A 15603-nucleotide genomic window follows, 5' to 3' on the forward strand; every position below is an offset into this window, starting at 1 on the left:
GAAGCGCTTATCTTGTTTTTTGCGCCTTGCAAGAAAGAACACCCCCGCGCAGTGCGTCGCCATAGACTTGTCCTTTCGGCCCTATAAAGACCAGACGCGTGTGTGGACCTGTCTCTGTCCAACAGTCGCCCTCTCGCATGCTCCATCTGGAACCGACTCTTTGGAAGATCAAACGCTGATCCGGCTTTTGGGCAATGAAAACAAATCCCTTTGCCCTGAGTATCGTATCAGGCAGATCAGAGAAGAACTGCTGCAAAGCTTTTTCGTCGAGCGCGTCGTTGGTTTCCACACTGATGGTTTCAAAACCGTGTTCGGCTTCGGGCACAGGGGATTCATAATCGGAGACGTCTTGTTTTGTGTCAATGCCAAGCGCCACATCTGTCGGTATCCGGCCTTCAATAGCCTCAAGTATTGGCGTATCCGCATACAGAGCCCCGACGCGCGACTTTGCTCGAGCGCGGCTTTCATCGGAAAGCAAATCAAGTTTGCTCAGCAAAATCATGTCCGCTGACACGAGTTGGGCGTTGAATAATTCGCGTGTCGCAGGGTCGCTCGCACGTGCTTCAAGTGTTTCCGCGTCGACAACTGTGATGATACCGTCAAGCCGGATCGCTTCATTTGCAAGCGCGATCTGAGCAATCGAGCCGGGTTCGGAAATGCCGCTACATTCCAGAACGATGGCATCTGGGCGATCTCTACGCTGGGCAATGTCGACGAGTGATTTGGACAGGTCACTCGCAACAGCACAACAGGCGCACCCGTTGGTCAAAGTAATCGTGTCGTCGGTTTGTTCGGCAATAAGTTCCGCATCGATGTTGATCTTGCCGAAGTCGTTCACCAAAACAACGATTTTGCGGCCTTGCGGGTCCGCCAGTAACCGATTGAGTAGAGTGGTTTTCCCCGCGCCGAGAAATCCTCCGATGATTGTTAAAGGCAGCGACCTTGCAGGGGCCGCCAATTCGCGAGGCATCGACATGGCGGCAAAGATCAAGCCAGCAATTGTTTGCCTCTGGTCAAGCGCTCGCATGAATTGATCATGCCGCGACGCGGTGTTTTGAGCATGCGGGCGCTCAGTCATTCGGCGCCTCAATAACGCGTCCACCCAAGACTGTGCCCCAAATACCAATGTCTTTGATTTTCTCTGGTTCGACTTCCATCGGGTCTTCCTCCAAGACGCAAAAATCCGCGAACTTGCCAACTTCAAGGCTTCCAATTTCGTTTTCGAGATTGAGAATGTAGGCGGCATCAATAGTAACAGCGCGCAATGCCCGCTCCACACTGATCCGCTCGCCAGGTGCGACGACTGTCTTTTCGTCTTCGGCCAGACGAGTGACGGCTGCATACACGGCAGTCAAAGGATGCATTGGCACGACGACCTGCGGGTAATCGGAGTGCAGCGCAAAAATCACGCCCTCTTTTTCCAAACTTCCAAGGCGGGCTTCGGTCTGCGCGCGGTCTGGGCCATAGGCATTTTCAGAATGCAGGAGAGCGCGGAAATGCGAGAAGTAATTGTTCACACTGGCGTTACCGCCTAGGGCCTTAAGGCGGCGCGCCTGCATCGGGTTGCTCATGGCATAGTGCTCGATGGTAAACCGATGATCGAACCGAGGATGTTCTGCCTGTAATCGAGCAAGTAAGTCCAAAGTAAAGTCTACCGCCTGATCGCCATTGGCATGGCAGTGGATCTGGTGGCCACCTTTCCAAAACGGCACCATGCCTTCATAAGTGGCGTCGCCCGGGAAACCATTTCCACCGTCCAGGTAGCCGGGAAAGTTCAACAGCGCTCCCATGAGTGGGAACGACCCGTCGCTCAGGAATTTAACACCGCCAATAAACAGGTTGTCCTTTTCGTGCTTGGCGAGCTCCCAAACAACGTCCGATGCCTTGTCCCCATGCGCCCCCACAAAGGACATGGCATGCGGTTTCAGACAGAAGCGGATAGGCAGGTTCGGGTCTTCTGTTGCAGTTTCGTGGTCATTCAGTTCGGCGTCAATGTTCATCACGCCGAACATAAGGTCGGCGACTGTCGTAATGCCTGCCTTTAGAGCAATTTGACCAAAAAACTTCAAGCCGTCCACGCCACCCAATTGGGCGATAATTGGCATGATCGGGGCGATGCCAATCGAAACACCTTCCACCTCCGTGAAAACGCCGTTCAAGCGCCCGTCCGGATACTGCAAAATGTGGGTCGGGTTTGCACCATCCGCCACGTTGGCCATTTCGATGGCAGCTGAGTTCAGATAGGCGAAATGCGGTGCAAAACCCAAAATGTAAATGGGCCGCGTGGCCGTGATCTTGTCGAGCGTGTCACGATCAATCGACCCGCCTTGGTTCGCAGGGTCAAAGCCCCATGCGATGATGGGTTCACCTTCCTTTTTCGTCTCGTGGAGTTCGCCAAGATATTCGATCACATCGTCAAAGTGCGGATGCGCAGGGTTCATGCCCTCGCGTCCCGGCCAAGGCAGCGGCCCGATGTAGTCGACCGCCATGAAGCCTGCGGACATCCAGCAATGCGAATGCGGCTCGATCAAGCCTGGCAAGACGATTTTGTCTTTCAGAGTTTCATCGACCGTCACGTCGTAGCGCGACAGCCAAGGCTGCATCTGATCTATCGTTCCGAGCGAAAGGATACGGCCGTTCAAAACCGCGACGGCATCAGCCTCAGGTCGGCCCGGGTCCATCGTGCGAAATTTCTTAGCGATGAAAACCGTGACTTTTTCCTTGGTCATCCCAAACTCCTAAAATATCTCCATAACAAGGTTAATGCTCGGGATCGGGCAATCAAAGTAAATTGTGGAGAGTCGGACAATGCACACAACCGCAATCCTCGCCTAAAACGAAAAATAAGCATTTTGAGTTACGTGAGTGGGAGGATCCGTGTCAGCATCGTGTATGAGACTGGACACAGATTCTTATGAGCCACTTCGGGCTTATCCCTCGTGATTATGGAAACAAGAATTCTAAAATGTCGTTTTGGACACTTCTCATGATAAAAGTGCCTGCGGAGAAGGCAAAGCAAACCGCAGAAGCATTCATTCACCGCAACATTATCGAGGAATGCGCCGATGCCATTCCAGGCTTTCGCCACGGCGAGTTGATGGTGTCGCATGAAGGCGATGGGCAGCTTTGCGTTATGTGCAACTGGACGGATAAAGCCGCCTACGAGCAATGGGTCGCAAGCCCCATTCGTGACAAGCAAAATGTGGACGCCCTCGGCTTCCTAACAGAAAAAGGTTACGAAGCGACTGACATGCATACACTCATGTTCGACAGTCTGCACACCGTCGCACAAAAATAGCAACAAAATCGCTTTTGCTTCTTGGCTTTTCCCTGCGCCTGAGGGCAGACGCAGGACTCCGTTTTTAGTGCGTCATTTGTAAGACTGCGCCGCCGGGCAGCGATGCTGGCTCTTTCGATGGTTTGAACCGATGCACAATTTCGCCACTGGCCGGCACCCCGTCACACCCGGCGGGTTTTTTGTTTTTAGCTCCAATCATTTATTGGCTTGAGAGAGCTTTGACTGATACCGCCCTGCCCTTCTCAGATAGCATAAGTCCATTTTTCATTGGCATCTCACATATGCATTTGTATGAAAAGTTTTTTAATCATGCAGTTAGCCGCATAGTCGCCAAAGTTTCAACGCGTTCCAGAAAGCGACCCCAAGACGGAAAATTTTCGGCCCTCTAAGTTGAGGTTCGCCGCTGCGGTAGTTCGCTGGGTTCGGAACCATAGGACTCTTCCGCGGTCACGGAATCTGGGATTTCATCCCGCTTGAACTTTGTAATTCCAATACCAATCAAAACGACGGGTGTGATCCAGAGCAGGACGGCGTAAGGCGCTATCGAAAGAACGCCTATGCCCATTGTGCCCGCCACAAAGGCGCCATGAACGTTCCACGGAATCAATGGTGAAAAAATGGACCCTGATCCCGCTATTGCTGCTGAGGCGACATATGGTTCCAGACGAGCCTTTATATAGCGTTCTCGATAGGTCGCTGAATTTAGTATTATCGACATGTAAGGATCTGCCGTAGCCGCGTTCAAGCCAATTCCAGTTACTGCTGTAGCGACAATCAGACGTGCGCCTCCAGTGGCCCATGCCAGCAGCGGAGCAAGCAAGCGCCTAAGCATCCCGGAAAACTCGACCAGCGCTCCAAATGCAGCCGCAACGAGTATCAACCAAATAGTCGGCAACATGGACACAACGCCACCGCCTACGAATGTGGAGTCGAGTGTTTCACTCCCGCTGTTTAGTGAAAAACCGTTGCCCAATACTTCAAGTGAAAGCTTACCCCAGCCTCCTAACGTTCCAAGGCCCTCGTCGATCATTAACGCGTCAATCAGATCCTGCTGTGTAAATGCAGCGAGTACTGCCGCAGTTATTGCTCCTGCCATTAGCGACAAGAACGCGGTCGTCCGCGCCGACAGCACGAGAACCAAGATGAGTGGCAAGAATGAGATGAAAGACACGGTAAAATGCTCTTCAATAGCCTGGAGTATTTGAGCACTGTCATAGTTGTCAGACATACCGTGTCGCCAACCAAGAAAAAGGAAAAGCACTGCGCTAGCAATCCAGCCAGGCGCAAGGACAGTACGTAGCGCGCGTGCGTGGTCCTTAGCTTCGGCACCCACCACCGATGCCGTGAGAATGAAGGTATCCGAAATTCGACCTAGGCTGTCCCCCGTAAACGCTCCACAAACGGCAGCGGCTGCTGTGACCAGTGGAGAAACATGCATAGCTGGTGCGAGAGCTACAAACGGCAAACCCACAGCGGCTATCGTGGTGAATGAACTTCCAATTGCATACGAAAGACCAGATGCGACCACAAAGACGATTATGTACAGAAAGCGCGGCGAACCGTATTGAGCTCCGAAATAAATCACTGAAGCAATCGTCCCAGACATAAAAAGTGCTCCAATTAGAGCACCCACCGCAATCAGCACAAAAATTGTTCCCAGAGCTGAATTGATACTATCGGACATGACCGCCGCGAGGTCTTCGGCGGAATTGCCAGTCGTGATGGCGATCACAAGTGCAAGTGTGAGACCAAGCGTCATGGCAATCTGTAATGGACCATCTTCGGCTTTTTCACCGAACAGCAAAACTGATGCGAATATCAGTGACACCATTCCACCGACGGTTACGAGCGAGGCGATCAAAGAACTGGTAGCGCGAGATTCCACTTCATCGTTCATAACATCAATCCCCTGAGCCGATTATTTTAAGGTTCAATTGGTTTGCAACCTGGCGTTGCTTCCATATTGATATCGAAACGTGTTTCCGTACCGCAGACTGCAACAAAGCATACTTGGTCGTATCTTTCTAGTTTCCGGTTGTTTGCGGCCAAGTTCCTAAAACCAAGTGGGGGTTTGAAGGTGGGACTTTCCACGGCTTTCGTTCATGAGGGTTTGTCTTCTCGAGATTGACGGAGCGGGCTGTTTTCTTCATCGTTCGGTGTACTTTCCTCGCTCTTGCTTGTTTCTTCAGCCTCAGGCTCCTCAACCGACAACGGTTCCTCAACACTGCTTTTCTCATCGTCCGGGCCATCAAATTCCGGAGATCCTCTTGGGGGATAACGTAACGTGCCCTCAAGCCTGTCGCGTTCGGCAGTTGCAAAATCCGGGAATGGAAGTTCACGCCGGCGGCGCCACTGTTCAACCTGTTCGACGGCATGCTTTGACTTTGCAGCATCAAGCCCTCCGTCCTGAGACATGTAAACCGTTTGGCTGGGAAACGCGAAGCCAGTACCCGAAGCTTCGACAATTTCCTTCATTCTGAACAAGACATCTTCCTGAATAGCATAAAAAGCGTTCCACTCGCGGGTTTGAGCGTAAACACGGATTTCAATATTCAGAGATGAGTCTCCATACCCTATAAACCTCACCCGCGCTGTATCTGAAGTGATACGTGGGTGTGCGTACATCATTGAACGAGTTTCGGCGAGAACATACCTCAACTGGTCAGTATCCGTTTCAAGTCGCAAGCCAAGCGTTGTCCGGATCATCATTTCATCACAACGGGCCCAGTTGACGAGCTCCATATTCACAAACTTTGAATTCGGAATGGCTATCGTGGTTCGGTCCAATCCACGAACATGGGTTGATCGTACTCCAATGCTTTCAATTGTTCCTTCCTTGTCGAGGAACGAACAATAATCACCAACCTTCACAGCCTTTTCCATATAGATCACAAAGCCGCTGATCAGGTTCTCAAGGGTCGGGCGGATCGCGAGCGCGACTGCAAGACCGCCAACGCCAAGTCCTGCTATAATGCTTAAGAGCGGGAATCCTAGGGTTTGCGCACCGTAGGCGAGAATCCATGTGGCTCCAACAAGAGCGATAATATGGTTGAGCAAACGCATCATACTTTCATCATACTGACGCACAATGGACGTTTTTTTCTCGGCTACCCTGTCGCTTAAGAGCGACATAAATCGCCAGAAGGTTACAGCCGCAGCTGCATAGATCGCGATTGTTGCAAAGAACGTCTCCGTTAGAGCCAAAGAACCTGTCAAAAAGAGTTGGTTGTTAAAGAAATTGTTGAGCGCGAGTAAGATCAAAAGCCCTGCGCTGGCAAAAACGAACTTCCTTGTCGACTCTGGCATTTGTCCCGAAGCAACGCGACGGTTAAGCAGAAAACTAAGCCCGTAAAGAAGTGCCAGAGAGACAATTAAGAAGAAGACAGTGAAACAAATCTTCCAAATTGGAGTTCCCCAAAAGATTTTACGGGAGGCGGGGGGAAGGGCGTTTTCGACAAACAAAGGGATAAACGGTCCACTCAGTTGAAGAAAACGAGTGCTCCATAACTCGCCGATGCGATGCGGTGACTGCATTGCAATTTCACGCAAGTAGCGTGGAGCGATTTGCGACGAACTCGCCGAGAAAAGAAACTCACCCTCCCGGTTTCCCGCGTTGACCCTTTGGATTATTAGTGGGGTATTGGGCACCAAAAAAGTAGTTCGATCCTCCAAGTACACCGTCTCATCGTCGGGTAGAGCTTCCGCTTCTTCCGTTCCAACTTCACCAATGATGTCGATGAGAGCCAGGGCAGTTCTAATGCTCGCATCACGTCTCTCCGCAACGTTTTCTTCCGTTAGATCAAGAAGTGAAATGAGCGCATCACCGATTAGAACCAGTTGCTCCCATTGTTGAGCTGATTTCCCAACCTGGTATTCCAAGTAGATACCAATGAGTGCATCGCGCAAATTTTCCAATGACTGCAACGTGTCTCGTGGCGAATGCGTCAAAACTGGCGGCAGGCTTTCGAATGGCTCAATATCTTCCGTAATTGCCTGCGCAATCACTTGCTGACCGATAAATATCCAGCAAAGAAATGCGGCGATGACCTTTGTCCAGCGGCGTAAACCAAGAACACTCAGCACTGACGTGCCAAAAGAACATCTTTTTGCAGCACACTTCGCGCAAAAATCTTCTTGCTTTCGGGTGACGCGTAGCTCGTGTTCTTGGCTTGCTGGAAGGTTGATCATGCGCTCATTTTTTCCTCAAACCCCCTGATCCAATGCTTCCCGGAGATCATTCGTCCAATCAGCATCCCTAGGCCAATCGCGAGGAGATTACCAAACAGCGGCATGAGGTCTGCAATACCTGTCATCTCACCATGAGAAATCCACGTTTCGATTTCACGAACACCGTGAGATCCCGGCGACAACGCAAAAACGACCGGCACCATCAGCACAAACGTCGGAACAGCGCGTGGTTTTTGTGAAATCCACAAGCTTACGTACATACACACTGCTGCTGAAACCAACGTCCCAAAGATACCATTTGTGCCTATCGCTACAGCCTGCGCTGTTGCCGTGGAGAGCAGCAAGACGCCCAGTGCAGTCAGGAAATGGTCTTTGTCCATCTGAAACGCCCACATGATACCAAGAAGGAATGGAATTCGAGCAAAATAGATGGCCCACCACGGAAACTCCTCGCCGTCAGGCGCAACAGGGAGAAGAGCTGAGACCGGTGTCGAAGTAACAACCGCAGCGAAGTATGCACCAGAAGCCAACAGCACCAGTATGAAGACACTGTAGAAAAATCGATCTACCGCAGGCGACCACCTACCCTGCGCCAGCTCGTAAGCCTGCATACTGATGGAGTCTCCTGGGATGAAGACAAAAGTGGATGCGATCAGCAAAAGTCCCGGTGCAGCTAAGGCATAACCCGTTTGCCAACCGACCATAGCAATCAGGCCACTCGCAAATGCTGCAATTAAGGGACCAAGCCTCGCCAAAGCAGGGTTCTTGTCCACGGCCAAAAACACAGCACCAGTTGCCATGCCCGTCAAAATACCGAAAAAGATACCTTCCCACGTACCGACGACTTCAACAGCAAAAGCCGCCGACACCGAGACGACGCCAAGCCAAACGAGCAATGGCGAATAAGGAGGTTTACTCGACTTCAGATCAGAAAGATTTTTGCAGGCTTCTTCCGGAGTCAGCTTGCCTTCAAAGACATCTGCGAGGTGGTTCTTTAGTTTTTGAGTGTTCGTGAGCGCCGGGAACCCAGGCATATCTACCTTCACGAGAACCGTCTGACCTTTGTACTCCAATATTGCAGACTCTGCACCATAGACGACCGTGACATCCTTTACACCAAAAGAGGCCGCAGCCTTTTCTACGACTTCCTCATGGCCTACGACGCCTTCCCAACTCCACGATAGAAGGAGCTGCATTAGATCGACCAAGTATTCCCTGATTTGTGCGTCGGGTTTCGCCGGGTCTGGTGTTTTGTTAGTCACTCGTTTTCCCTCTCATACGCTGGTCAAAGAAATCGTGTTGCACGCTTGGCCTACTATTCCATCTCCAGGAATTCGACTGTGATGCCGTCTGAGTTACGGACCCAAGCAACGGCATTAACCGGGCTGGAAAAATGATCGCTGTCCACCTCAATGAAGTCACCCAGAAGCGCAAAGCCGTGCCCGGTGGCTTTGGCAACCGCAGCCTTGGCATCATCAACGTAAACTCCGATGTGGACGGACCCCGTATCTACTGGCGTTGAGGAAATGACCGTGCGATTGGGCGGCGACTGGTAACAAAGCAACTCGATACGACTTCCGTTACCGGTCAGAAAAGCCTGCTCTGCCGTCGCATCTGCCACACCGATAAGGCGTCCGATCACCCCCGGCACCTGCTGCCGGAGCTCTACTTGGTAACCGAGACATTCCTCGAAAAACTGAATAGTCTTTCCAATATCGGTGACCGTAAAGCATGTATGATTCAGACTAACACAGTCGCTTTGTTCCACGAGCCTCTATCTCCGGTCCTAGAATAGTGCGATGTGGGCCGCGCGAAAGCATACGAGCGGCCCATCGATATTCAACCGCCTGCCAACTGCTTTGCCGCTGCGCGCATATAGCCGGGGTTGAGGTCCGGCGCGAGATTGACAGGCGACGTCGAGAAGAACACGCCCACGACATCGCGAGCCGGATCGGTGTAAATGCCCTGATACAAGTTACCGTGCTTGAAAAGCGCTCCGTCTTCCCACACTGCATCCCACTGGTGCGAGTTGAAGATTGGCATATCATTACCAAAGCACATCTTTACCCACGAATGGTCGGTAAAATCACCCGCCAGGTAGGCCTCTTTGCTGCTGGCGGTCTGCATCTTGCGCAGCACATCCGGCGACACTACGGGCTCTGCCGAAACCTTGCGCCAGCTTGGCGTAAATATCAGCGCATAGCGCGCTAGGTCTTCAAGCGTGGAATTCAATAAACCATAGCCAATGGCCAAACCGGCAGGAGAAATATTGATCGCCAATGGCGACCGCGCGCCGATTTTCGACCAGATACGCTCGCCAAGATAGGCGGTGTAGGTTTGTCCGGTCACGCTTTCCACTGCTGCGCACAATACTTTGGTGATAACGGAGCTATAGCGCGCAACTTTGCCCGGCGACTCGCCTGCTATGGGGGCTACGTCGCGCAGCACCTCATATTCATCTTCCTTTACCCCATCCGCATTCGGGATCCCAAAATCAGCCGCCAGCATCCGTTGAAACACAGAATGGGGGTCCATCGTGGCCTTGGCATCCTCGGAGATATCGAGACCTGACGCCATGTTCATCGCATCGATGAGCGCGACCTTGTCCCACTCGGACCCTTTTAGCATAGCCGCAAAATCAGTAACTGGCTTGGATGTGTCGACCTTGCCTTCAAGCTCTAGCATCGTAAGCAGAGTGCCCACGGCCGACTTAGCGACTGAAGCCCAGATGTGCATCTGTTCAGGATGCATGCCCGGAAAGGCTTCGTAGACGACCTCGCCTTTGTGCAGGATCATCACGCCTTGAAGCCTCGTGTCAAAATCCGCGATGTGGTCATCCAAGGTTGCACTTTCACTGCCGTCACCCAGCATGTAGGTTAAGTCCCCCAGCGATGGGTTTGGTCGACGAGCTAGTTCACTGACCGGACCTTTGGAATAGGTAAAGGCAGCCGGCACGAATTCGGTCATGTTTGTGGTGTAATACAGCGCGTGGTCGCCACCCAACTGCATGTGCGTGTTGCTAAAGTTTTTTCGGGCTGCGGCGACGAACTCGAGGTCGAACCCATCGTGTACGGCACCTACTGGCAGCGTTACTTTAGCGCCTGGTACGCTCATTGGATCGTCTGGTGCATGAACAATACGATGGCCTAAGGGCAGAAAAATACCAGAAATCTCTGACAGGGGCGTTCGTGGTTTCATTTCAGTTTTTCCTTTTCACAGTGCATTAGTTTTGCTCAGTCAAAAAGCCCCGACGTCGCGATGGGCCTCAGGTATTGCATGATCGAATCGTCCGCCGCGTTCACCGAAAAATGCACGATAACCAAATCGCGAGACGACGACGCATAGATTGCCTGCCGTTGGAAGCCAGCCTTGAACATGTCGCCGTCCGGCCAGAGTGATTGTGCCGAAATTCTTGGGTTCAGTCGCGATTTTACCGATTTCCGGGTTGATGGGCTTCGGCAGGGCAGCTGGTGGCAACAGGTTCGGGGCGGGACCACTGGTCATAATTGCTTACTCCTATTGAAAAATCAGATCGGAGGAGGCAGAATCTTCTCACCTTTTTGGCTATTCACAATTCGGCTGGGTTGAGCACTGATCCGCCGCGCAACCACGCCAGTTCTTTTGATGGATTGAAACAGTCCGAAACCTCTCCCGTTGCTCGAATGTCCTTCTTAAGATCGAACATTACGACCGGCGCTCCGTCGCTCAGGTTGAGCTTGTGCAAATCTATCCAAGCGACTGTCGGATTCTGAGTGAACTCGAAATAATACCTTCCATTGGTCAGATCACTGATCGTGCGCCAGCGGGTGGGAGAGACGTTGGGCCGGGTTGGATCACTAATACCCCAAGGCGTTGACATGTTCCGAATGACGGCCAGTACATTTGCGACAGCCTCATGGTAGTCAGCCGGCTCCTCAGGCAGCGCACTGAGATAATAGGCGCCGCGCACAAAACGTTCGTCGGCCTGCGAGCCGCCCGGAAGCGGTTGATCCCCGCCAAGACCAACATACTTCTTCATGTTTTCAAGCTGTTGTTCGTATGGTGGCGAGTTCGTCATGATTGTGACATCACGGCCTTTGTGAACGCTGAACTTTCCGTCCAACACCTCGATTACCGCCGAGTTGCCGGTCTTGTCGGCAATTGAGTAGTGGAAGGGTGACTGCACCTTGTCATCAAAATGCATCATGTAGATCGGCACGATCTGAATGCTGTCTAGCGCAGCGAGCACTTCGTCCACCGTCGCGAAGTTGTCGAGCATCCATTGCGCAAAAATCGAAACTGACAGACCGCCCTTTGAGGTATCGCGAGGGCCAAAGTCCGACTCCGCGAGATACAACAGGTTGGCGTTCAATCCCGCTTCGTTCATGCCATCAGTAATTGCCGCGCCGTAGCAGGCCCCAACTATACTTCCGTACTTCGATGTCCAGGTCTCAGGATTGTCGTCTACCGCGCCGTCACGCTTCATCCCTTTGGGAAACGCGTAAACTTTGGTTTGCAAGCTCTCGAACCAATCCTCATTCCGGCCTACCAGCATTGGTTGGCCATCCTTGTTGAAAAAAATGCGCGAACACATGGTCTTCTCCCTGTCTCAGACTCTACTGTTGATCTTGGCCTGACTGTCGCTTCAAAACTTTGAAGGTTACCTAGGCAGCGGATTACCGTTGATTGCCCGAACGATAGCACGCGCCATGCCTTCTTCCTGGTTTTCCCCATCACTGGTGCTGAAGAATGCCACGACGGTGTCGGTCTCGGGTGAGATGTAAATCCCCTGCCCGCCCACTCCGGCCTTGAACAGGTCGCCGTCTGAAAAGACAGCATCCCACTGGTAACGGTTAGAGATCGCGCCGGCATCATCCCAGAAGGTGATGCTGTTCTTCTTGCCGATCCAGCCCTTGTCGTACATGTCGAGATACGTCCGGTCATAGATCTTGGCCATGACCGCGTCAGGGATCAGTTGCTCACCAGCCAGCTTCGCGCAGCTTGGCGAAAAGGCCATGCCGAACCTGGCCAGATCGCGCAGCGTAGAGTTCATGCCGAAAAAACCGAGTGTATTTCCGGTCGGGCTGACCACGTAAAAAGCGTCATGCTCCATGCCAAGCTTAGACCACAACCGTTCTGAGAACTGCGCGTAGAGCGGTTTGTCGGCGATCCGCTCATTAATCCGGTTCATGACAAAGGTGTCGATGGAGTTGTATTCAAACTTCTGATGCGGTGGAGAATGCCGCTCCATATCGCGCAAGACATCAACCCATGTTTCATTGCGACCGCGCACATCGGGCAACATGCCGACCGCGCTCGTCGCCGCCCAGCGAAACCAGATTTGGTCAGGATCGGTGCGCGAGTTTGGCTCCGGCTCATCGTGCTCTGTGCCGTTGAGGCCCGTGGCCATGTCCATGGCTTCGACGACTTTCACCGTGTCCCATACCGATCCTTGCAATTCTGTCAGGTAGGAACTGACCGGCGCGTCCACATCGACATTCCCCTCATGTTCGTGCATCGCCATCATGGTTGACCCGGTGACTTTGGTGACGGACATCCACAGATGCTTCTCATGCGGTTTCATCGTGCGATAGCGTTCGTAAACGATCTCACCACCTTTCACGACCATCATGGCGTCGATTGGTTTGGTGGCAAAATGTTCATCCACGCTGACCCAGTCACCATGCTTGTTCCGGTATTCGATATTCCCGATTGACGGGTCGACTGCGTAGGGCAGGTCGACCACGGGTCCACCGCGCATTACCTGCGCCGTTGGTCTGATTTTTGAGAAGTTCACATAGGAGTACTGCGTTTCAGGAGATGGAAACTGTACCTTGACCATATTCTCCGGCGCGTTGAGATAGGCGCTGATCTCGAGAACGCGGTCAAGCGGCACGTTTGTACTGAGATCTTCGGGTTTCGCGAGGATAGGTCCATCGGTCGATGTATTCGCCACTTTTTTGCTCCCAGCTGTAATGAAACTTGCGTTTGTCCAATATCACAATGAAATCAAACAAGATCATGAATCGAGATAGATGCAACTGTTTTCTGGTCAAACTTGTGGGTCATTCGCTTGGCGCCCCTATCTTGACCAAAGGTGCCTTACCAAAGACGTGGAAAGTAACCTTCCCCCGGTCTTTCGCGTGATGGGATACAGCCCGCCAGACCGGATCAAAGTCGGTGAATTCCTTGGTATCGAGGCGGAAGCCTAAAGTTACCCCTGAAGCTTGCGAGTCGCCGTTGAAAAAAGCTGCCCACAAGTAGGCACTTCGACAGATTTTTCTTTTTTCGCACTTTCACCAGTCGAGAGATGCACGTGCACCTCGCGACCTGTTTGATCAACAGCAAGACAATACACAATCGATTGAGAAACCGATCCAGTGGCGGCAAGAAGTCTTTTCAGGGCACTATGGCCAGAATGACGAGTCCGACGACGATAAATGTCAAGCTGGATACAGCGCCTGGTAAGCCAAAGGCAACAGCCGGTGCGGAACTCTTGGCATCCTTGCAGACCTCAGCGATTGCGACGCCTGTCATGACGCCAGTCGTGGCACCGGCGTTCTCAGCAACGTTCAACCTCATGATGAAGTGCCCGAACAAGAAACAAGAAATCGTGCAAACCGTCGTCACAAATGCTCCGGCAATCAGAAGGTTTACCCCAAAAGCCTGCATGGTCGAAATCAACGAACCACCTGCGCCAATTGCGACAGCCGCGATAAAGAGTGACAACCCTAGGTCAGAGAGCGCCGTTGCCGCGGGCGCGGATACCGACCCCATGCTGGGGCTGCGGGTCCTTAACCAACCGAGAATAGCCCCGCCAAACATGGCACCCATTGCGGACCCCCCGAGGGGTGGAATTTCAATCCCGGCTACGGTCACTGAAATCGTACCCAAGGCCGCAAATATGGCGATGAAAAATGAAGTATTCATCAAATCAGTCGTCATCTGGTTTGTGACCTCGTAACCGACTTCGTCGGCAAATATCGACACACACCGTGCTGAACCAAACACAAACAGCACGTCCCCAGCGATCAGTTCAAAATCCTCGTCGTCTATTGGCATTTCTGTACCGAGCCGCACTACGCGCTCCAGGCTGACACCGTAGCCATGCTCGTTTAGCAGTTCCGAGAGTCTTCTGCCGACGTGTGCATTGTTGGTGAGAACGAGTTCTGCCGATGCCATATCCACGGTCAAAGCGTCATTATCCGCAACTTCCGGCCCCAGCGTCTCATTACCCCTCAAGAGCAAATGGCTGGGCGCAAGGAAGGTCAAGATATCATCTTTTGCAAGGACCAGATCATCGGTGACGGTCAAACGTTCTCCATTGCGAATTACCTGCTCAAGTGAAGGTAAAGCTCCTTCTTCTCGCCGCTTTTCAACGTTTTTGACAAGCTCGCCAGTTGTACTTCCGATGTACTTCGGTAATTCCAGCCTCCAGGCCCGAACGGATGGCGCTACGCGCTTCTGGGGCACACTCCCGACTGCGTCAAGTTTCGCCGCTTCTTTAGCTATGTCTGCTCCCACAAGCGTTGGGCACAATTTAATAAGGATAATTAGTCCAAATGTGCCATACAGATAAGTGATGGCGTAGGCGCTGGCGAGGATATTGCCCGCATCTGACGGCGCCATACCCTCTGGAAGCTGGACCGATCCGGAAAACACAGCGCCTTGAGCGGCGGCTAGGACCGCAGATGTTGTGACCGCGCCGGCAGTCAGCCCACCGGCGACAATGTTGTTCAAGCCAAACACCAAAGCCATGAGATAAACCGAGACCCCAGCGACCACGGCAGTAAAAACGCACATTACCAAGTATTTGAAAGCCGACTTACTTTTAAAACACGCACCAGGCCAGGTCCAACCATCGTTCCCAGAACAAAAAGGTAAATTGTAAACGTCAACCCTTTGATTATTTCCGGAACTTCGATTTGTGCCAATCCGATAACCAACCCGACAATCAGTATTCCTGTAGTTGGTCCAAGCCCGATACCGGCAATCTTCAGCTTGCCGACCAGATACCCCAATCCGATGACAACAAAGAGAAGAATGACAACATTTTCTCGAGCATAAGAAATCAAAGCTTCCACGCGTCTCTCCCGATCAGGCTAGTTCCTCAACTGCAATATTGCGGCACACCAATC

The 15603-nt window shown here is 52.3% G+C and carries 13 protein-coding genes; 1 reads left to right on the forward strand and 12 read right to left on the reverse strand.

Annotation, left to right across the window (positions count from 1 at the left end; all coding sequences use genetic code 11):
- Positions 1 to 7: 7 nt before the first annotated feature.
- Positions 8 to 1078: a CobW family GTP-binding protein gene (locus ABWV79_RS12350; protein ID WP_170788790.1), complete on the reverse strand. Its 1071-nt coding sequence runs from the start codon at positions 1076 to 1078 to the stop codon at positions 8 to 10.
- Positions 1071 to 2729, reverse strand: coding sequence for an amidohydrolase (locus tag ABWV79_RS12355; RefSeq protein WP_170788791.1), 1659 nt, complete (start codon positions 2727 to 2729; stop codon positions 1071 to 1073). The genes ABWV79_RS12350 and ABWV79_RS12355 overlap by 8 nt, the downstream gene beginning before the upstream one ends.
- A gap of 257 nt (positions 2730 to 2986) precedes the next feature.
- Here ABWV79_RS12355 and ABWV79_RS12360 point away from each other — a divergent pair, with 257 nt between their 5' ends.
- A complete protein-coding gene (locus tag ABWV79_RS12360) occupies positions 2987 to 3298 on the forward strand; it encodes an antibiotic biosynthesis monooxygenase family protein (RefSeq protein ID WP_353392269.1) in 312 nt (103 codons plus the stop codon).
- 385 nt (positions 3299 to 3683) lie between these two features.
- Here the strand turns inward: ABWV79_RS12360 and ABWV79_RS12365 are convergent, their stop codons facing one another.
- From ABWV79_RS12365 to ABWV79_RS12410, 10 genes are all read right to left on the reverse strand, one after another.
- Positions 3684 to 5195, reverse strand: a complete 1512-nt coding sequence (locus ABWV79_RS12365; protein WP_170724473.1) for a Na+/H+ antiporter NhaC family protein — start codon at positions 5193 to 5195, stop codon at positions 3684 to 3686.
- A gap of 203 nt (positions 5196 to 5398) precedes the next feature.
- Entirely contained in the window at positions 5399 to 7486 is a 2088-nt protein-coding gene (locus ABWV79_RS12370; RefSeq protein WP_353392271.1) for a mechanosensitive ion channel family protein, read from the reverse strand.
- Complete coding sequence (locus ABWV79_RS12375; protein WP_170724471.1) at positions 7483 to 8748, reverse strand: threonine/serine exporter family protein; 1266 nt, start codon at positions 8746 to 8748, stop codon at positions 7483 to 7485. The genes ABWV79_RS12370 and ABWV79_RS12375 overlap by 4 nt, the downstream gene beginning before the upstream one ends.
- A 53-nt stretch (positions 8749 to 8801) precedes the next feature.
- Positions 8802 to 9254 (reverse strand): VOC family protein, encoded by a 453-nt coding sequence (locus tag ABWV79_RS12380; RefSeq protein ID WP_171127162.1) that lies wholly within the window; start codon positions 9252 to 9254, stop codon positions 8802 to 8804.
- Positions 9255 to 9325: 71 nt separating this feature from the next.
- Positions 9326 to 10684, reverse strand: a complete 1359-nt coding sequence (locus ABWV79_RS12385) for a serine hydrolase domain-containing protein (protein ID WP_170724469.1) — start codon at positions 10682 to 10684, stop codon at positions 9326 to 9328.
- A 39-nt stretch (positions 10685 to 10723) separates the two neighbouring features.
- Complete coding sequence (locus ABWV79_RS12390; protein ID WP_170621461.1) at positions 10724 to 10990, reverse strand: hypothetical protein; 267 nt, start codon at positions 10988 to 10990, stop codon at positions 10724 to 10726.
- A gap of 64 nt (positions 10991 to 11054) precedes the next feature.
- Positions 11055 to 12059: a linear amide C-N hydrolase gene (locus ABWV79_RS12395; protein ID WP_170621463.1), complete on the reverse strand. Its 1005-nt coding sequence runs from the start codon at positions 12057 to 12059 to the stop codon at positions 11055 to 11057.
- 66 nt (positions 12060 to 12125) lie between these two features.
- A complete protein-coding gene (locus ABWV79_RS12400; RefSeq protein ID WP_170724468.1) occupies positions 12126 to 13421 on the reverse strand; it encodes a serine hydrolase domain-containing protein in 1296 nt (431 codons plus the stop codon).
- 443 nt (positions 13422 to 13864) lie between these two features.
- The gene (locus ABWV79_RS12405) at positions 13865 to 15268 is read right to left on the reverse strand and encodes an aspartate-alanine antiporter-like transporter (RefSeq protein WP_353392276.1); all 1404 of its coding nucleotides are present in this window, start codon (positions 15266 to 15268) and stop codon (positions 13865 to 13867) included.
- Complete coding sequence (locus ABWV79_RS12410; protein ID WP_353392278.1) at positions 15268 to 15549, reverse strand: aspartate-alanine antiporter-like transporter; 282 nt, start codon at positions 15547 to 15549, stop codon at positions 15268 to 15270. The genes ABWV79_RS12405 and ABWV79_RS12410 overlap by 1 nt, the downstream gene beginning before the upstream one ends.
- Positions 15550 to 15603 lie beyond the last annotated feature (54 nt).

The sequence above is a fragment of the Ruegeria sp. HU-ET01832 genome (genome assembly GCF_040371315.1).
Classification (GTDB): domain Bacteria; phylum Pseudomonadota; class Alphaproteobacteria; order Rhodobacterales; family Rhodobacteraceae; genus Ruegeria; species Ruegeria lacuscaerulensis_A.